General features: G+C 72.4%; 17 protein-coding genes and 3 pseudogenes. 6 read left to right on the top strand and 14 right to left on the bottom strand.

What is annotated here, in order from left to right; all coding sequences use genetic code 11:
• A partial coding sequence (locus tag A4R44_RS31320) for a tyrosine-type recombinase/integrase (protein ID WP_067588934.1) occupies window positions 1-1,058 on the top strand: 1,058 nt, incomplete at its 5' end.
• Here the strand turns inward: A4R44_RS31320 and A4R44_RS31315 are convergent.
• The 3 genes from A4R44_RS31315 to A4R44_RS31305 all read right to left on the bottom strand — a co-directional run bounded on the left by A4R44_RS31315 (window position 1,059) and on the right by A4R44_RS31305 (window position 3,371).
• The gene (locus tag A4R44_RS31315) at window positions 1,059-1,688 is read right to left on the bottom strand and encodes an MBL fold metallo-hydrolase (RefSeq protein WP_338080406.1); all 630 of its coding nucleotides are present in this window, start codon (window positions 1,686-1,688) and stop codon (window positions 1,059-1,061) included.
• 225 nt (window positions 1,689-1,913) lie between these two features.
• Entirely contained in the window at window positions 1,914-2,657 is a 744-nt protein-coding gene (locus A4R44_RS31310) for a hypothetical protein (protein WP_067588714.1), read from the bottom strand.
• Between the two features lie 27 nt (window positions 2,658-2,684).
• Window positions 2,685-3,371 carry a TetR/AcrR family transcriptional regulator gene (locus A4R44_RS31305; RefSeq protein ID WP_067588712.1) on the bottom strand — a complete coding sequence of 229 codons (687 nt, stop codon included), beginning with the start codon at window positions 3,369-3,371 and terminating at the stop codon, window positions 2,685-2,687.
• Between the two features lie 83 nt (window positions 3,372-3,454).
• On the opposite strand from A4R44_RS31305, the gene A4R44_RS31300 reads away from it, so the two are divergent.
• Entirely contained in the window at window positions 3,455-4,591 is a 1,137-nt protein-coding gene (locus A4R44_RS31300; protein WP_067588710.1) for an NAD(P)/FAD-dependent oxidoreductase, read from the top strand.
• 25 nt (window positions 4,592-4,616) lie between these two features.
• Here the strand turns inward: A4R44_RS31300 and A4R44_RS31295 are convergent, their stop codons facing one another.
• Complete coding sequence (locus tag A4R44_RS31295) at window positions 4,617-5,552, bottom strand: AraC family transcriptional regulator (RefSeq protein WP_067588708.1); 936 nt, start codon at window positions 5,550-5,552, stop codon at window positions 4,617-4,619.
• Between the two features lie 250 nt (window positions 5,553-5,802).
• On the bottom strand, window positions 5,803-6,642 hold the full coding sequence (locus A4R44_RS31290) for an alpha/beta fold hydrolase (RefSeq protein ID WP_067588706.1): 840 nt from the start codon (window positions 6,640-6,642) through the stop codon (window positions 5,803-5,805).
• 111 nt (window positions 6,643-6,753) lie between these two features.
• Between A4R44_RS31290 and A4R44_RS31285 the strand changes: the two genes are divergently transcribed.
• Window positions 6,754-7,230, top strand: a complete 477-nt coding sequence (locus tag A4R44_RS31285) for a DUF1772 domain-containing protein (protein ID WP_067588704.1) — start codon at window positions 6,754-6,756, stop codon at window positions 7,228-7,230.
• A 19-nt stretch (window positions 7,231-7,249) separates the two neighbouring features.
• Here the strand turns inward: A4R44_RS31285 and A4R44_RS51890 are convergent, their stop codons facing one another.
• From A4R44_RS51890 to A4R44_RS31265, 6 genes and pseudogenes are all read right to left on the bottom strand, one after another.
• Window positions 7,250-7,384 (bottom strand): hypothetical protein, encoded by a 135-nt coding sequence (locus tag A4R44_RS51890; protein WP_255366203.1) that lies wholly within the window; start codon window positions 7,382-7,384, stop codon window positions 7,250-7,252.
• Window positions 7,385-7,465: 81 nt separating this feature from the next.
• Window positions 7,466-7,738: a GyrI-like domain-containing protein gene (locus A4R44_RS51010; RefSeq protein WP_232791867.1), complete on the bottom strand. Its 273-nt coding sequence runs from the start codon at window positions 7,736-7,738 to the stop codon at window positions 7,466-7,468.
• A 30-nt stretch (window positions 7,739-7,768) separates the two neighbouring features.
• A complete protein-coding gene (locus tag A4R44_RS31275) occupies window positions 7,769-8,092 on the bottom strand; it encodes a YciI family protein (protein ID WP_067588702.1) in 324 nt (107 codons plus the stop codon).
• Window positions 8,092-8,820 (bottom strand): annotated as a pseudogene (locus A4R44_RS46435) (alpha/beta fold hydrolase); the annotation flags it as partial. The gene A4R44_RS31275 and the pseudogene A4R44_RS46435, both read right to left, overlap by 1 nt.
• A 144-nt stretch (window positions 8,821-8,964) precedes the next feature.
• Window positions 8,965-10,224: pseudogene (locus tag A4R44_RS31270) on the bottom strand (RNA polymerase sigma factor); the annotation flags it as partial.
• 86 nt (window positions 10,225-10,310) lie between these two features.
• Window positions 10,311-11,060, bottom strand: coding sequence for a TetR/AcrR family transcriptional regulator (locus tag A4R44_RS31265; RefSeq protein ID WP_067588700.1), 750 nt, complete (start codon window positions 11,058-11,060; stop codon window positions 10,311-10,313).
• Between the two features lie 106 nt (window positions 11,061-11,166).
• Here A4R44_RS31265 and A4R44_RS31260 point away from each other — a divergent pair, with 106 nt between their 5' ends.
• Both A4R44_RS31260 and A4R44_RS31255 read left to right on the top strand, forming a co-directional pair.
• Window positions 11,167-13,635: a DEAD/DEAH box helicase gene (locus A4R44_RS31260; protein WP_232791866.1), complete on the top strand. Its 2,469-nt coding sequence runs from the start codon at window positions 11,167-11,169 to the stop codon at window positions 13,633-13,635.
• The gene (locus tag A4R44_RS31255; RefSeq protein ID WP_067588698.1) at window positions 13,632-14,279 is read left to right on the top strand and encodes an SWIM zinc finger family protein; all 648 of its coding nucleotides are present in this window, start codon (window positions 13,632-13,634) and stop codon (window positions 14,277-14,279) included. The genes A4R44_RS31260 and A4R44_RS31255 overlap by 4 nt, the downstream gene beginning before the upstream one ends.
• A 131-nt stretch (window positions 14,280-14,410) precedes the next feature.
• Here A4R44_RS31255 and A4R44_RS31250 read toward each other — a convergent pair whose 3' ends face one another.
• The 3 genes and pseudogenes from A4R44_RS31250 to A4R44_RS31245 form a co-directional block, all read right to left on the bottom strand.
• Complete coding sequence (locus A4R44_RS31250; RefSeq protein ID WP_198545508.1) at window positions 14,411-15,055, bottom strand: IS5 family transposase; 645 nt, start codon at window positions 15,053-15,055, stop codon at window positions 14,411-14,413.
• A pseudogene (locus tag A4R44_RS52710) lies at window positions 15,019-15,192 on the bottom strand (transposase); the annotation flags it as partial. The gene A4R44_RS31250 and the pseudogene A4R44_RS52710, both read right to left, overlap by 37 nt.
• 197 nt (window positions 15,193-15,389) lie before the next feature.
• Window positions 15,390-15,776: a TetR-like C-terminal domain-containing protein gene (locus A4R44_RS31245; RefSeq protein WP_095213765.1), complete on the bottom strand. Its 387-nt coding sequence runs from the start codon at window positions 15,774-15,776 to the stop codon at window positions 15,390-15,392.
• A 27-nt stretch (window positions 15,777-15,803) separates the two neighbouring features.
• Here A4R44_RS31245 and A4R44_RS52705 point away from each other — a divergent pair, with 27 nt between their 5' ends.
• Window positions 15,804-17,117: a PE-PPE domain-containing protein gene (locus A4R44_RS52705; RefSeq protein ID WP_369805968.1), complete on the top strand. Its 1,314-nt coding sequence runs from the start codon at window positions 15,804-15,806 to the stop codon at window positions 17,115-17,117.
• The last annotated feature ends 25 nt before the right edge of the window (window positions 17,118-17,142 follow it).

Genomic DNA, 17,142 nt, shown 5'->3' with positions numbered 1-17,142 from the left:
CGACCGATCTTGGCATTCCGCTCGACTGGGTGCCCGGCTATCAGCCGCCCGATCCGGGACGCCGCCGCGGCCGTGCGCGCCGGACCGATCCGGACGCGCTCGCGTGGCTGCCGTGGTGCCTGCGCAACGGGTTCACTTCGTTCGCCGACGTCCGGGTGGAGCACGTCGAGCAGTGGCTGGACGAGCTGGCGCGGGCCGGGTACCGAGACGCGACGCGCGGGCGGATGCTGTCGGCGGTGTCCGCGTTCTACCGCAAGTACCTGCTGCGCGAAGGCTTGGCCGGGCACAATCCGGCGGCGCTCGTGGACCGGCGGGCGCAGCATCTCAACCGGCCGTCCGGCGTTCCGTCGCAGACCGCGCGCTGGTCGTTCGACGCGTGCCGGGCGTTGCTGCTCGCGGCGTGGCTGCTGGCCGACCTCAGCCGGAACGGCCCGCGCGACCGGGCGATGGTCGAGATCCTGGTCGGCACCGGGGTGCGCGCGGAGGAACTCGTCGGCGTCGATCTGGGCGACTACCGGCGGCCGGCCGCGGGCGGCATCGGCGTGCTTCGCGTGCACGGCAAGGGATCCAAGGACCGCGAGGTCGCGCTGGCCGCACCAGTGGCCGACGCGCTCGACGCCTACCTGGCCGAGCGGTCTGCGCCGCAGGTCCCGGCGCTGCGCGGGCAGGTAGGCGCGAAGCGAGCGGAGCCGCTGTTCGTCACAAGCACCGGCGCGCGCGTGCACGTTTCGCATGTGACGGCGTTGCTGCGCCGGTTGTGTGCGACGTTCTGCCAGCCGCCCAAGACCGCGCGTCTGCAGGAGGTGCTCGACACCGCCGAGGCCCGGTTCGTCGCGACGCACCTGCAACCGTTGTGCGACACCATCCATCCGCATTCGGCGCGCCATTCTTATGCGACGCACGCGATCGAGCGAGGGGTCCCGCCGCGCCAGGTGCAGCGCGACCTCGGGCACGCCGCGTTGTCGACCACCGAGGGCTATCTGCACGACGAGAACGCCATCCGCGATTCGGCCGCGCACGAACTGGCCCCGGCGCTGCATCGCGGCTGGCTCGGCTGATCAGCCGAGCCAGGCGGCCTGTCCCCGGTGCAGATCGCCTGGCCGTTCCCAGCCGGGCTTGGCCGACGGGCCGATCCGCGGGTCGTCGCGCAGGGCGTGCACGTACGCGCGGTCCAGGTCGATCCGCGCGCGAATCTGATCCGCCCCGACGGACCCGTGGCCGGGGACTTCGACGTCGCCCGCCACGGCTTCGAGCGCCCGCAATCCGGCGGGATAATCCCCGATCGGGCCGGCGGCGTCGCCGAACATCGGGACGAGCACGTCGGAAAGCATGTCTCCGGCGACGAGAACCCCGCGTTCCTCGATGAGCAGCGCCGCGTGTCCCGGGGCGTGCGCCGGATGTTCGGCGATCCGGGCGCGCGGGCCCTCCCAGGGGAGGTACTCCGTTCCAGCGGGCAGGCCGGTGATGCGGGCGAACAGTTCCATCGGCACGTCGTCGGCGAGCTCCGGCGGCAATCCTTCGACAACCAGGGTTTTCCAGTCCGCCTTCGCCAGCAGGTCCCGCGAGGAGGCCGCGCACCGGGCCGTGCCGTAGCGGGGAGCGTCGCCGAATTCCGCGTGCCAGAGCACGTGATCCCCATCCGGGTGCGTCGCGAAGCCGGCCACGACCGGCTGGCCGAGTTCGCGCAGATCGGGGGCGAGGCAGGCCAGTTCGCCGGTGGTGAGCCCGGGATCGACGAGCAGTCACCATCCCCGCCCCGCACGACGACCGCGTTGTTCTCCAGCACCTCGCTCCGGTGGACCAGCACGCCCTCCGCCGCCTGGCTCAGCACGGCGACGCCCTTCGCTCGTGATGCGCGACCGCAGCCCGAAGTGATAGCAAAGTGCAAGCACTTGGCATTTCCGGAGCAGCGGTCAGGCTTCGATGAACGGCTCGGCGCACAGCGTGCAGGTGATCGGCCCCAGCTCCAGGATCGACCGGGCAGCGCGGATCCGGCGCGGGGGTTCGCAGCGGCAGATCGCCGCGACGTAATTCGGTCCGCCGCGGTGCGCGCCGCGGCCGTCGACCGGGGCGATCACCACCGGCGGCGCGAGCGGTTCGGCCGCCTCGTCCGGCGCATCGGGATCGTCCGGCGGGGCCGCGACGGCGAGTCGGGCGACCTCCTGTTCGGTGTGCCGCCACACGGTCAGCGCGGCTTCGAGCCGGGAGAGTTCTCCTTGATAGGCATCGAGAGTCGCGGGAAGCGCGGTGGTCGAGGACCAGCCGATCCGGTCCGCCTGTTCGGCCCGCAGGCCGAGTTCGGCGGCGAGCGCGGCGAAGCGTTTGTTGTGGTAGCGGCCGTCGCTGACGTCGACGATGTCGCGGGTGGCGGCGAGCCCGTGCGCGGCCTCGTGAAGCGTGGTGGAGAGGATCTCGGCCGCACTGCGCCGGAGGCCTTCGGCGCCGAGGAAGAACTCGGCGCGCGGTTCGACGCCGGTGCCGACGTGCCAGCGGGACCGGGCGAAGTGGCCGTGGATCTCGGTGGTGGTGCCCATCGTTCCCGACGCCAGCACCAGGATCGCTTCGGGAACGTCCGCGTGCCGCCGCCGGATTTCGGCCCAGAGCTGTTCCATCGCGTGCATGACCCGGGTCGTCGGCCCGAGCGCGGCGGTGTCCATGCGGCCATCTTGCCGCTTAAGCGGTAACTAGCCGAGGGTGAGTCCGGAAAGCACCCGCTCGAGGCCGGCGGCGAAGACGGCGTCGCCGTCCGGGTGGACAGCGTCGCGGGCGGTGCGGAACAGGGTGGGGTAGCGGCCGGAGTCGAACATCCGCTGGAGGTAGGGGCCGGCCGCGCGCTGCCAGGCTTCCTCGTCGAGACCGGTGTCGCTGATGAGCCGGCGCTCGCGGATCTCGCTGCGCACCGCGCCGGTGACGTAGGAGTGGACGGTGAACACGGTGATCATGGCGTCCTCGATCGGGCCCGGACCGGCCGCGGCGGCGAGCGACGCCTCCAGGTACGCGAGCGCGTTCGGGCCGAGGCCGGGCCGTCCGCCGATCAGGTCGGCGAACCATTCGTGCCGCTGGACGGCGGCGCGGCAGCCGTGGGCGAGCGCGCGCAGCGCGGCCACGCCTTCGGTGTCCGGGTCCGGCAGCGGGATCTCGCCGTAGACGGCGTCGGTCATCAGGTCGAGCAGTTCTTCTTTGGTGTCGAGGTAGCCGTACAGCCGCATCGGCCCGGCGCCGAGAGCGGCCGCGACTTTGCGCAGCGACACCGCTTCCAGTCCGCCTTCGTCGGCGAGCGCACAGGCGGTCTCGACGATGCGGGCGCGGCTCAGCGGCGCCGGTGCCGCGCGCGCCGGCGGTTCGGGCCGTTCCCACACCAGTTCGTCCATGCTCGCTCCTTTTCGGGTGACAGTACCGGGGCGGTTCCGATACAGTGTATTTTGTCAATACAGTGTATCGAGGGGATGGCATCATGCGAATCGTGATCGCCGGTGGCGGGCTCGGCGGGCTCACCTGTGCGCGGGTGTTGCGCGCGCACGACATCGACGCCGTGGTCTGCGAACGCGACGCAAGCCGGGAAGCGCGAGTCCAAGGCGGCACGCTGGACCTGACCGTCGACGAGGGCCAGTGGGCGCTGCGCCAGGCCGGTCTGGAGGCCGGTTATCGCGCGATCGCCCGTCCGGAGGGCCAGGACATGGTCCTTTACGATTCCGCGGGAACCTTGCTGCGGCGGGAAGCCACCCCGGACGAGGGCGAAGAACGCTGGGGCCGTCCCGAGGCGGACCGGCCCGCGTTGCGGAAACTGCTGCTCGACGCGCTTCCGGAGGAGACTGTCCGCTGGGGACACGCGGTGACCCGGGCGGAGCCGCTCGGCGACGGACGCCACCGCGTTCACCTCTCCGGCGGCGAAACCCTGGACTGCGATTTCCTCGTCGGCGCGGACGGCGCCCGGTCGAGGATCCGGCCGCTGCTCACCGACACGGAACCGGCGTACTGCGGCGTGCACGGGATGGAGCTGGTCATCCATGACGCGGACCGGGCGCATCCGGCGGCGTCGGCGCTGGTCGGGCGCGGCAGCTTCTCCGCGATCGGGAATCAGCAGACGCTTTCCGCGCAACGCAACGGAGACGGCACGATCCGGGTCCACCTGGCGCTGCGGTGCGACGAAGACTGGCCGAGCGCCTCGGGGATTCCGTTCGACCAGCCGGATCGTGCTCGCGCCGCACTGAAGGAGCTGTACGCCGCGTGGCCGGCGGAATTCCTGGCCCTGGTGGATGCCGCGTCCGGGCCGGTGCTGGTTTATCCGTTGAACGCGTTGCCGGTCGGCTTGCGGTGGGACGCCGCTCCTGGCGTGACGCTGATCGGGGACGCGGCGCACTTGATGTCGCCCTTCGCCGGGCAGGGCGCGAACCTCGCGATGCGCGACGGGGCCGAGCTTGCGCTGGTTCTGGCTGAAGGCGGGGACGTGCGGAAGTTCGAGCAGGCGATGCTCGAACGCGCGGAACCGGCGGCGCGGATGTCGGCGGACAACCTGGAGCTGTTCCTGTCCGACGGCGCGGCGGAGAAGGTGCGGCACCTGTTCGCGAAGATGTTCGGGGAGGAGGACTGACGCTTCCAGCGGGCGCGCCGGATGTTCAGGCGGGTTCGCGCAGGCGGTAGTGCTGCGGGCTGCGCCCGTACTCCCGTTTGAACGCGGCGCTCAGCGTGAAGGGGCTGCGGTAGCCGACCTGCCGGGCGATCGCGGTGAGCGTCGCGTCCGGCTGCTGGCGCAGGAGATCGGCGGCGAGGGCGAGCCGCCAGGTGGCGAGGTAGGTCATCGGCGGTTCGCCGACCGCGTCGGTGAACCGCCTCGCGAGCGCGGCGCGGGAAACACCGGTCGCGCTCGCGAGACCGGCGACCGTCCACGGGTGCTCGGGCTGGTCCTGCAGCAAGCGCAGCGCCTGCCCGGCCACCGGATCGCCGTGGGCGCGGTACCAGGCCGGCGCGGCGGGGCGGTCGAGCCATTCCCGCAGGACGCGGACGAGCAGGAGGTCCAGCACCCGGTCCAGGACGGCTTCCTGCCCGGGGACGTCGCGCTCGATTTCGTCGGCGAGCATCGCGACGAGCGGATCCGGGCTGGACCCGGCGCGAGCGGTGACGACGCTCGGCACGGCGGCGAGCAAGCGGCGCGAAACCTCGCCCACCGTCGGGTAGGTGCCGGTGAGCAGCACAGTCGGACCGTCGGCGGCGCCGCCCCAGGTGCGCACGCCGAACTCGGTCAGGTCGGTGAGATGCCCGCCCTCCGGCGTGACGCACTCCTGTCCCGGGCGGATCACGGCCTGCGGCGGCGTCCCCGGATCGTCGGCGACGAGATACGGAGCGGGTCCTCGCACGACGGCCACGTCGCCCGCGTCCAGCCGGACGGCTTCGGCGCCGCCGGGCACCAGCCAGGCGTCGCCGCGGACCACGGCGAGCACGGTCAGCGGCGCTTCGTCCTCGATCCGCAACGACCACGGCGGGCGCAGCACGGACCGGAGCAGGAACGCGCCGTGCGCGCGGGGTCCTTCGAGCAACGCGGTGAGCGGGTCCACCTGGCCGAGACTAGCGCCGAGGCAAGGGAAAACCTGGTGTTTTCGGGTTTCCCTTGCCTCGCCGAGCTTCCTTCCGCCCGGCGGCGCGCACAGTCGTCCGAGTGCCGACCCGGTGCCGAGGAGCCCGCTGTTTCCCCGCTGCCAAGGAAATCCCGCGAGGCCGAGCAACCGTTGAGTGCGGGCCCTGGCGCGCCCGGGAATCAGTCCGGCACGGCGAGAAAACCGGCCTACCGTCCCGCGGCGCTCGGTGTCAGGCGGCGAGCATCGCCGCGGCGACCTCTTCGGCGGCAGCGTCCGGAATCGCGCTCGCGGCGTCGTCCAGGACGACCAGCCGCGCTCCGGGGATCTCGCGGGCGAGGGCTTCGCCGTTGCCCGCCGGGAAAAACACGTCCCGGCGGCCGTGCAGCACCACCGTCGGGACCGCGAGCTCCGGCAGGCGTTCACGCCAGCGCGGCGTGCAGTCGAGTTTGGAGAACACCATGCCCAGCTGGTTGGCCATCTGCACGACCGGTTCCGTGCTGGCCGCGCGGTCGAAGACGCGGGCCGCGACGATTCGGGCCGTATCGGGGTCGTTGCCGAGGATTGCGGCGCCGGCGGCGGCCCAGTCGGCGACGGCGGCGCGGTCCGACCAGTCCGGCATCGGCAGCGCGAACAGCTCGCGCATGGCTTTCGCGTCGTGATCGGGCAGGTCCGCGTCGACGGGACCGGGGGCGACGGGGCGGGTTCCGTACAGCGTGAGGGCGGAGAACGCCTCGGGGTGGTCGAGGGCGGCGACTTGGGCGACCATCCCGCTGACGCCGACGCCGGCCAGGTGGGCGGGCCGGTCGTCGAGTTCGCGGGCGAGCGCGGCCGCGTCTGCGGCGAGGTCGCGCAGGGTGTAGGCCGGGGCGTTCGGGTCAATCGTGGTCGAGGTGCCTGCGTCGCGGAGGTCGTAGCGCACGACATGCCGGCCGCCGCGCGAAAGGGCTTCGCACAAGGCGTCGGGCCAGGACAGCATCGTGGTGCCGCCGGCGAGCAGGACCAGCGGCGCGGCCGGGTCGCCGAAGTGCTCGGCGCCGAGAGCGACGCCGTGGGGGAGCGTGTGCTGCATGAGGTCTCCTAGCGAGACGATGACGTATGGCTTCGAGCGGACAAGCGATGGATCGTCTCGTTGTCTGCGGGTTGACTGGGGTGCGTTGGGGACAAGACGAAAGGCAAGACGATGGTGATCGTTTCCAAGGCGGTGCTCGTGGCGGCGGTGGTCGCGGCCGGGCTGATCGCGGGGTTGTTCTACGCGTACACGGTGTCGGTGATGCCCGGCCTCGCCCATGCCGACGACCACACGTTCGTGACCGCGATGCGCCGCATCAACGAGGCCATCCTCAACGGCTGGTTCATGCTGTCGTTCCTGGGCGCGCCGCTGCTCGCCGTCGCGGCCGTGGTCCTGCACTTCACCAGCGGCGCGCAAGGCGGGCTGCTCTGGCTCGTCGCGGGCGCCGCGCTCCTGGTGGCGATGATGCTGGTGACCGGCGCGATCAACGTGCCGATGAACAACGCCCTCACCGCGGATACGGTCGACTTCGCCGCGTTGCGGGCCCGGTTCGAGCAGCCGTGGGTGCGCTGGAACCTGGTGCGGACGGTGCTGTCCGCGACCGGGTTCGGGTGCCTGGTCGGTGCCGTGGTGTCCCGGGGCGCGTGACCCCGGGACCACCGGCGGGTCAGTCGGCGAGCCGGAAGCAGAGGTCTGTGTCCCAGTTGTTCGCGTCCGGCTCGATCCGCGGGTTGGTGCGGTAGATCTCGAGCCGGGCGGCCCAGTGCTCGCCGTCGGCCTCGACGGTGCGGTCCCAGCGCACGTCCTCCTTTTCGCCCCAGGCGAGCAGGTCGGCGGTGGCGGCGAAGAGACCGCTCGGCGCTCCGTGGTGGGTGACCTGCGCCTATTTCCCGGCGGGCAGGACGCCGTTGGAGTATTCGTCGCCGAGGTCGAGGGGCTCCGCGACCGGGACTCCGACCTCGACGGTGACGGTCTTCATGTCCGTGCCGAGCACCAGGTACCGGAAGAACGGCGCGCAGGCGGGTTCGAGCCCGCGTTCGGCGAGAGCTCCGATGATCGCGGCGATCCGGTGCGCGACCTCGGCCATGCTGTCGGGTCCGACCGTCGCGCGGCAGCCGACGTAGCGCTGTTCGTTTCTGTCCACAATGGAGGGCAAGGGCGTTCCTTTCCGGGGCGGATGCGGGAGTCAGCCGAGCAGCGGGCGGACTTCGATGGTGCCGTAGGAGGCGGCCGGATGCCGGGACGCGTGTTCGACGGCCTCGTCGAGGTCGGCGCATTCGAGCACGGCGTAGCCGCCGATCTGGTCTTTGGTCTCGGCGAAGGGCCCGTCGGTGAGCAGGACCTCGCCGTCGCGCACGCGCACGGTGGTTGCTGTCGCGGGCGGGTGCAGTCCGCCGCCGCCGACGAGGATGCCGCGGTGGAGCAGGTCCTCGGACCAGCCGCCGCAGCCGATCGCGAGCTGTTCGGCGGTCGGCTCTTCGGATCCGGCGATCATCAGCAGGTAGCGCATCAGTTCTCCGCGTTGAGGGTTTCGGCGAGGCGGACGGCGAACGCCTCGGGTTCGGCGGCGAAGCCACCGTGGTCGCCCGGGAAGAGGACCGGCTCGCTGCCGAGCGCGCGGGCCAGGCCGACGCCCGCCTCGTAGGCCGGGGTCCCGGCCGCGTCGCCGACCGCGACGACGATCCGGGTATCCGCGGCGGCGAGCGCTTCGAGATCGGGTTCCCATGCGCCGATGGCGCCCATCAGCCTGCCGAAGAACACTTCGAAGTTGCCGCGCATCCGCTTGCCCTGCTCGATCTCCTCGGCGGTGGGGTGCTCGGGCGGCGGGGGGATCTCGAATCCGCTGGCGGCCATGAACGCTCCGACCGCCGCGTCGACGCCCTGCTCCCGGTAGATCGCCGGGATGTCCGGGAAATCGGCCAGCAGGTCGCCGAGGTAGCGGCTGACCGGCGGTTCGTGCGCGACGAGCGTCCGCACCGCACCCGGGTAGCGGGTGGCGTGTTCGAGCATGGTGATCGCGCCGCCGCTGTTGGCCAGCACCGAGACCGGTCCGGCGTCCAGTTCGGTCAGCAGCCGCTGGACGTCCTCGGCGTGCTGGCCGACCAGGTCGTCGTCGAGATCGGTGGTCCGGCTGCGGGAGATGCCGCGCGGGTCGAAGGTGACGACGGTGTAGCGGCCGGCAAGGCACGGGCGCAGTGCGGCGAACGCGGTGGCGTCCGCGGGGCCGCCGGGCACCAGGAGCAGCAGCGGTCCGGAGCCGGCGACGTCGTAGTGGATCTGTGCGCCGGGCGCGCGGAGGGTTTTGGTGATCATGGCTGTCCTTCCGGAGTCGGTTGTGCCTTCCCGACGAACGGAGGAGGCGGAGACAGACACCTCCGGCGAAGAAATTTCCGAAAGCCTTCTCCGGAGGTAGCTGCGTTCGGCTCCGGTGGGGGCCAGTGCGAGCGCCTCGGTGTAGGCGACCTGGGCTTCTTCGGTGCGGCCGAGCCTGCGGAGGAAGTCCGCGCGGGTGGCGGGCAGCAGGTGGTAGCCCGTCAGGTCTTCGGCCAGCCGGTCGGCGAGGGCGAGCCCGGCTTCCGGTCCGACGGCCATGCCGACCGCGACCGCGCGGTTCAGTTCGGCCACCGGCCCCGGCCGGTAACGCCGCAACTGGAGGTAGAGCCCGGCGATCTGCGCCCAGTCGGTGTCCTCGGCGCGCGCGGCGCCGGCGTGGCACGCGGCGATCGCGGCCTGCACTTGGTACGGCCCGGGGCTGCGCCGCCGCAACGCGCCTTCCAGCAGCGCGGTGCCCTCGGTGATCGCCGCGGCGTCCCACTGGCCGCGGTCTTGTTCTTCGAGCGGGATCAACTCGCCATCAGAGCCGTTTCGCGTGCCGCGGCGGGCGTGCTGTAGCAGGAGCAGCGCGAGCAGGCCGGTTGCCTCGGATTCGTCCGGCATCAAGGAATGCAGCAGCCGGGCCAGCCGGATCGCTTCGGCCGCCAGGCCGGGACGCTGGAGGTCGTCTCCTTCGCTGGCCGAGTAGCCCTCGTTGAACAGCAGGTACAGCACGCCGAGCACGGCGGCGGTGCGCTCGGGCAGCAGCTGCGCGGGCGGCACGCGGTACGGGATCCCGGCGGCGCGGATCTTGCGTTTCACCCGGACGAGGCGCTGCGACATCGTCGATTCGGACACGAGGAACGCGCGGGCGATCTCCGCGGTGCTGAGCCCGACGAGCGTGCGCAGCGCGAGCGCCACCTGCGCTTCGAAGGCGAGCGCGGGATGGCAGCAGGTGAAGATGAGCCGGAGCCGGTCGTCGTCGAGTGCGCCGACTCCGCTGTGTCCGGCTGCCGGTTCGTCCGGGACGGCCAGCAGTGCGGCCTCCCGGACCTTGTCCGCTCCCGCCGACGCGCGCCGGAGCCGGTCGACGGCACGGTTGCGGGCGGCGGTGGTGAGCCACGCTCCGGGCCGGTCGGGAACGCCGTCGCGCGGCCAGGTGCGCACGGCGAGCGCGAACGCCTCCTGGGCGCATTCCTCGGCAAGGTCCCAGTCGCCGGTGACGCGGATGAGCGTGGCCACGACGGCACTCCACTCGTCGCGGAACGCCTGCGCGAGCGCGGCTTCGGCCGCGTCGTGCTGCCCGGCCGCGTCGTGCTGCCCGGTCACTGCGTGCCCCTCCCGGTCCGTGCCGGCGAACGGTTTCCGCCGGGACTCTCCGAACGGTAGACCGGGGCCCCGACAATTTCGCGCGGTCAGGCTCCGGCGAGCTGGCCGATCCCGTCGAGGATGCGGTCGAGCCCGAACCGGAAATGGTGTTCGGGATCCGAGGAACCCCCGTAGGTCTGTCCCGCGGTGGTGCCGACCCGGCTCGCGCGCGGGAAGTGCGCCGGATCGGCCGCCGGGATCCCGGCGAGCACCGGCGCGGAGCGGTTCCACCAGTCGACGTCGCTCATCCCGCTGCGCCGCGCGGCGCGGGCCGCGTCCACCGAACCGCGCGCCGCGCCGGCGACCAGTCCGTTGAGCAGGCTGACGATCGCGTCGAGCTGGACGTCGTCGAGATCGAGTTCGTCCATCGCGGCCAGTTCGCGCTCGTATTTGGCGAAGGTGTGCGGGCCCAGCGTCGGGCGGCCGGCGCGGATCTCCAGCAGCCACGGATGCCGGTGGTAGAGCCGCCACAGGTCCCCGGCGACCGCGGCGAGCCCGGCCCGCCAGCCCTCCGGCAGCTCGCCGGGGAGTTCGCCGTGCGCGTGGTCGAGCATCAGCTCCAGCAGCTCGTCGCGGCCGGGCACGTAGGTGTAGAGCGACATCGTCGCGACGCCCAGTTCGTCGGCGATCCGGCGCATGGTGACCGCGTCCAGCCCGTCCGCGTCCGCGACCCGGACCCCGGCGAACACCACGTGCTCGACCGACAGCTTCGGCTTCGGGCCGCGGCGCGGGGGACCGGGCACGCCCCACAGCAGTTCGATGGTCCGCCGCGGATCGCCCGGCTCCTCGGTGTCCATTTCGCTCCTTGTACGCAGTACAGAGTTTTCCGGTAGACTATCTCGCAGAGGCCAGCCAGGGGAGGGCGGAGCACTGAATTCAGTTGTGGTGGAGCCGGGCCGGGTCGTGTTCTGGAGACCCGACGGCGCGGAGCCGGACGGCCCCGGGGCGCCCGGGACCGTCGAGGTCGTGCTGCCGGACGGGGCGCGCACGGTGCCCGCGCTGCGGTTGCCGGCCGCGGACGCGGTGCCGGTGCTGCGGGCGCTGGCTGATCCGTCCGCGCGGTTCTGGGCGCTGGCCGCCGAAGCCGCGGAACGGCTCGCGTCGGCCGGGTGGACCGGGCCTCTCGACCCCGGCGAGGAAGCCTGGCTGCGCCGGCTCGCCGACGCGATGCCGCCGCACGCCCACGCCACGCCGATCCCGGGCGATCCGGCGCGGGTGCCGGAGCCGTATCCGCTGCTGATGCGGTTCCTCGGCGACGTCGCCGGAGTGGAGCCCGCGCTGCGGGTGTCGCTGCGGATCGAGTCCGACGACCTGGCGGGCGGCCGGTTCCGCGCGGTCGTCCAGGTGCACGGCGGGACCGAGCCGCTGGTCGACGCGGAAGAGCTGTGGCGCACCGGCGGCCAGGAGGCGCGGCACGAGGTCCTGCTCACCTTGCGGCACGGGGCCGAGGTGTGGCCCGCGCTGGCTCCGCTGCTGTCGGCGGCGGTTCCGTCGTCGGTCGCGCTGGGAGACCGCGAGATCGCCGAACTGCTCGCCGGCGCGCTCGACGCCGCGGAGCTGGCGGTGCATTGGCCCGCGGAGCTGACCGGCCTGGCCGCGCGAGCGGTCGTCCGGCCGGGCGACGCGCCGTCCGAGGAGCGGTCGTTCTTCGGCGGGTACCGGGTGCTGCAGTTCGACTGGCAGCTCGCGCTCGGCGACAGCGAGCTGAGCGTCGCGGAGCTCGACGCGCTCGCCGAGGCCCAGCGTCCGGTCGTCCGCCTGCGCGACCGGTGGGTGCTGCTGGACCGCAAGACCGCCGACCGCGCCCGGGACCGCACGCTCAAGCCGCTCACCGCGATCGAAGCGCTGGGCGTCGCGCTCACCGGCCGCACCGAGGTCGACGGCGACCGGGTGGAGGTTCGCACCGACGGCTGGCTGGAGGAGCTGCGCGAGCGGCTGTCGGCCGATCCGGTGCCGGCGCCGCAGCCGGCCGGGCTGGCCGCGACCCTGCGCGACTACCAGTTGCGCGGCCTGCACTGGCTCGGCACCGTCACCGGCCTTGGTCTCGGCGGCTGCCTCGCCGACGACATGGGGCTTGGCAAAACCGTCACGCTCATCGCCCTGCACCTGCACCGCGGCACCGGGCCGACGCTGGTCGTGTGCCCGGCTTCGCTGCTGGGCACGTGGGAAACCGAGATCCGCCGGTTCGCGCCCGGGACGCCGGTGCGGCGGTTCCACGGCACGGCGCGGTCGCTGGACGATCTGGCCGGCGGGTTCGTCCTGACCACCTACGGCACGCTGCGCACCGACCCCGCGCCGCTGGCCGGGGTCAGCTGGGATCTGCTGGTCGCCGACGAGGCCCAGCACGTGAAGAACCACCGCTCCGACACGGCGAAAGCGTTGCGGCTGCTGCCTTCCGCGGCGAAGGTCGCGCTCACCGGCACGCCGGTGGAGAACACGCTCACCGAACTGTGGGCGATCCTCGACTGGACCACGCCCGGACTGCTCGGCCCGCTCGCCGATTTCCGCCGTCACTGGGGGAAACCGGTCGAATCCGGGGGCGACCCGGCGGTCGCCGAGCAGCTGTCCCGGCTGCTGCGGCCGTTTCTGTTGCGCCGCCGCAAATCCGACCCGGGCATCGCGCCCGAGCTGCCCGCCAAGACCGAGACCGATCGGCCGGTGTCGCTCACCGCCGAGCAGGCCGCGCTGTACGAGGCGACCGTGCGCGAGCTGATGGCGGACATCGCCGCGAGCGACGGCATGGCCCGCCGCGGCCGCGTGGTCAAACTGCTCACCGCGCTCAAACAGATCTGCAACCACCCCGCGCAGTTCCTCGGCGAGCCCGAGGACGGCACGCTCGCCGGCCGGTCCGGCAAACTCGAGCTGCTCGACGAACTGCTCGACACGATCCTCGCCGAGGACGGCGCGGTGCTGGTGTTCACCCAGTACGTGGTGATGGCGCGGCTGCTCGAACGGCACCTCGCCGCGCGCGGCATCCCCTCGCGGCTGCTGCACGGCGGCACCCCGGTCGCCCGGCGCGAGGAACTCGTCCGCGGCTTCCAGAACGGCGACGTGCCGGTGTTCCTGCTGTCGCTCAAGGCCGCGGGCACCGGGCTCACCCTCACGCGCGCCGACCACGTCGTGCACTACGACCGGTGGTGGAACCCGGCAGTCGAGGACCAGGCGACCGACCGCGCGTACCGGATCGGGCAGACCCGGCCGGTGCAGGTCCACCGGCTGGTCGCGGAAGGCACGGTCGAGGACCGGATCGCCGCGATGCTGCGGGAGAAACGCGCGCTCGCCGACGCGGTGCTCGCCTCGGGCGAGGCCGCGCTCACCGAACTCACCGACGCCGAGCTGGCCGAGCTCGTGACCCTCCGGAGGCAGCGATGACCGACCGGGTCCGCGGATTCCCCGCGTTCCCCGCCCGCACCGGCCGCGGCCCGTTCGCCCGCACCTGGTGGGGCCGCGCGTGGCTGCAGGCGATGGAGGACACCGCGCTCGACCTGCGGCAGCTGAAGAAAGGCCGGAGCTACGCCGCGGCCGGCCTGGTCGGCCCGATCACGGTCAGCCCGGGCCTGATCACCGCGACCACCGAGGACGCCGACGACGGCCCGTACCGCACCGGCGTGCACCTGGCCGAACTGTCCGCAACGGACTGGGAACTGCTGCTCGACCGCGCCGCCGACCACTCCGGCCACCTCGCCGCGCTGCTCGACCGGCACCTGCCGCCCGAGCTGGCCGAGGTCGTCCCGCTGCTGCCCGGCATCGGCGACCTCGACCCGGACTGCGACTGCCCCGGCTGGGAACTCCCGTGCCGGCACGCCGCCGCGCTGTCGTTCCAGGTCGCGTGGCTGCTCGACGCCGACCCGTTCCTGCTGCTGCTCGCCCGCGGCCGGACCGAGCAGGAGATCCTCGACGAGCTCGGCCGCCGCACCGCCACCCGGGTCACCACCGGAGTGCTGGCCGCGGACGCGTATGCCCGCGAGGTGCCGCCGCTGCCGGACCTCGCGGAGTTCACGCCGCGCGTCCGCTGACCCGCGCTCGCGGAGCCGGGGTTCCTGCCGCACGCGGGAAAGCTACAGCTGACCAGCCGAACTCGCGAGACCGGCCGATGCCCTGCCCGCACGGGTCACAGGGCGCCTCAGAGGGCGTCTGGGAACTGATGTCACTGGTGTGGGTTGCGGGTGAGTCGTTGGGGCATGGTCATGATCATGGCGATGTGGATCATGGCTTCGTGGTGTTCGGGGAGGGTTTCGTAGTCGCGGGCGCAGCGGCGGTGTTTGACGATCCAGCCGAGTGTGCGTTCGACGACCCGTCTGCGGGGCAGGAGGACGAATCCGGTGGTCTTGTCGGTGCGTGTGACGATCTCGACGGTGAGGGCGAGGACCTGCTGGGCCCAGGCGGCCAGGCGTCCGGTGTAGCCGCCGTCGGCCCAGACGCAGGCGACGGCGGAGAAGCGGGCGCGCAGTGCTGTCAGCAGCCGGTGGGCGCCGTCGCGGTCCTGGATGTCGGCCCGGGTGACCACGACGGCCGGCAGCGGCCCGAGGGTGTCCACCGCGATGTGGCGTTTGCGTCCCCTGGTTTTCTTCCCGGCGTCGTAGCCCGCGCCGGCGGGGGGCACGGTGTCGGCCCCGCGCACGGTCTGGGCGTCGATGACCGCGGCGGTGGGCAGCGGGTCACGACCGGCGCGCGCTCGGACCCGGTCGCGCAAAGCGTCGTGAACCCGTTGCCACGCACCTTTTCTGGCCCAGCGGCGGAATTGTCGTAGACCGTCATCGCGGGCGGGAAGTCGCTGGGCATCTGACGCCACGCGATCCCGCCACGGGCCAGATAGAACATCGCGTCCAGCACGAGACGCCGCGGATGCTTCTCGGGCCGGCCGCCCTTGTCCGTGGCGTTGCCCGGCGGCAGCAGCGGCCCGGCGAGCGCCCACTGGGCGTCGGTCATCGAGGAAGACGGGTAGAACGGGCACGACGAGCAGCTTGCCGTGGGCCGGGCACGACAAACACTGGCACGTAGGCGACACTGACACACGGACTCCTGGTGAGGACCGGTTGGCGTAGGAACCACCAGTCCTACCGGGAGCCCACCCCATTCCAGGACATCACCACGCCCACCGCCCTACCCAGTTCTCAGACGCCCTCTCAGGAGAGCCGGGACCTCGGCGGTCCGTCGGCGGCCGGGAGCAGGCCGTGGAGGAGGGCGTCGACGATGCGTGCGGGCAGGTCCGGATCGAGCGGCTCGCGGGTGAGCACGATTCTGAAGTGCGGCGGCGCGACAAGCAGCTCCAGCACGAAACGCGGATCGGTGGCCTCGGGCAGCTCTCCGCGCTTGACCGCCCACGCGGCGATCTGGCCGGGCTGGGCGTAGCGGGCGTCCCAGTACTGGTCGCGCAGCTGCTGGGTGATCGGGTCGTCGCCGGCGGAGGCCAACGTTCGATCGAGGGCGTTGCCTGCGGGCGAGGTCAGGTATTTCGCGAGCGAGGTGGCGTAGGCGAGCAGATCGTCGCGCAAAGTCCCGCTGTCGGGCACCGGAAGCTGTTCGGCACTCTCGGCCCCGTGCTGGTCACCCCGGACGAACTGGCCGACCGCGAAAGCGACGGCCGGTACGACCTCGCCATGGAGGTCTTCGTCAACGACACCCGCGTCGGCGGCGACACGCTCGCCACCATGGCCTGGACCTTCGCCTACGCCAGCCGCGGCACCTGGGTCCGGCCTGGCGACGTGCTCGGCTCCGGAATCTGCGGCAGCGGCTGCCTCGCCGAACTGTGGGGATGGCACGGCGACCGGCAACCGCCGCCGCTGCGCATCGGCGACACCGTCCGCATGACCGTGCACGGGATCGGCACCGTCCGCAACACCGTGGTCGCGGGCCCGCCTTCCCCCTGCACGCCGGGGGAGCAGCCCGGCTTGAGGCATTCGCGGCGGGTCACCCGATCCGGTGGACTCGGATCCGGTGCCGATGCCGCCCGGCCAGCGGCATCGGCGAACGCCCGGCTCGTGGGCGATCATGCTTTCAGCAGGATTTCATCGCTCCTCCGTAGCGTTCCGAACGCGTTCAGTAACGTGCTGACCATTCGACGCGGAGGGGACCCGATGAGGAAGAAAGCCAGAAGGATCGCGCTGATCGGCGCGGTCGTCGCCACGCTCGGCGCGGGATTCGCCAGCGCCACACCGGCATCCGCCGACGGCGCGCACTACTACCTCCTGATCGGCGGCACCTGCGACGGGAAGGCGTCGGTCTACCGTCCGGAGTGGCTGCGAGGCGGCATCGCCCGGATCGTGGACTATCCCGCCGGAGCGGCCGGCGCGCCCAACTGCGACCAGACGCCGATGGACCAGAGCGTCGCGATCGGACACGACCGCGGCCGCCAGGTCGTCCAGGACGCCTACCGCGAGAACCCGGACGCCGAGCTCACCGTCGTCGGCTACTCCCAGGGCGCGATCGTGGCGAACCTGGTCCTCAACGACATCGCCGACGGCCGGCTCGGCGTCGACAAGGCCAGGTTCAGCGCCAAACTCTTCGCCGACCCGATGCAGCCGCCCGGCCCGGCCGGAACCGGGATCAGCGCGACGCTCCCGCCGGGCACCGGCCTGCCCTCGCCGTTCGGCGGATACGTGTCCTTCGGCGCGGGCCGCCCGGACTTCGCCGGCGTCCGGTCCATCCGCTACTGCATCCAGACCGACGGGATCTGCGATTTCGACCCGATCCAGGCGGCGGGCGGCTACTTCGCCCAGCACTGGTGCTACCAGTGGCCGCGCCCGACGGACCAGCGGTCGATCATGCAGGACACCATCGCCGACGGCGTCTACACCAGCACGTCCGTGCGGCTGGGCAAACAGGACTGCTGGGGCGGCCCGGTGCATCCCTGACCGCGGCGGGTTTCCCGGCACCCCC

Source organism: Amycolatopsis sp. M39 (assembly GCF_001651785.1).
Taxonomy (GTDB): Bacteria; Actinomycetota; Actinomycetes; order Mycobacteriales; family Pseudonocardiaceae; genus Amycolatopsis; species Amycolatopsis rubida.
The sequence above is the reverse complement of the archived record's forward strand: the minus strand, read 5'-3'. Positions and strand labels throughout refer to the sequence as shown.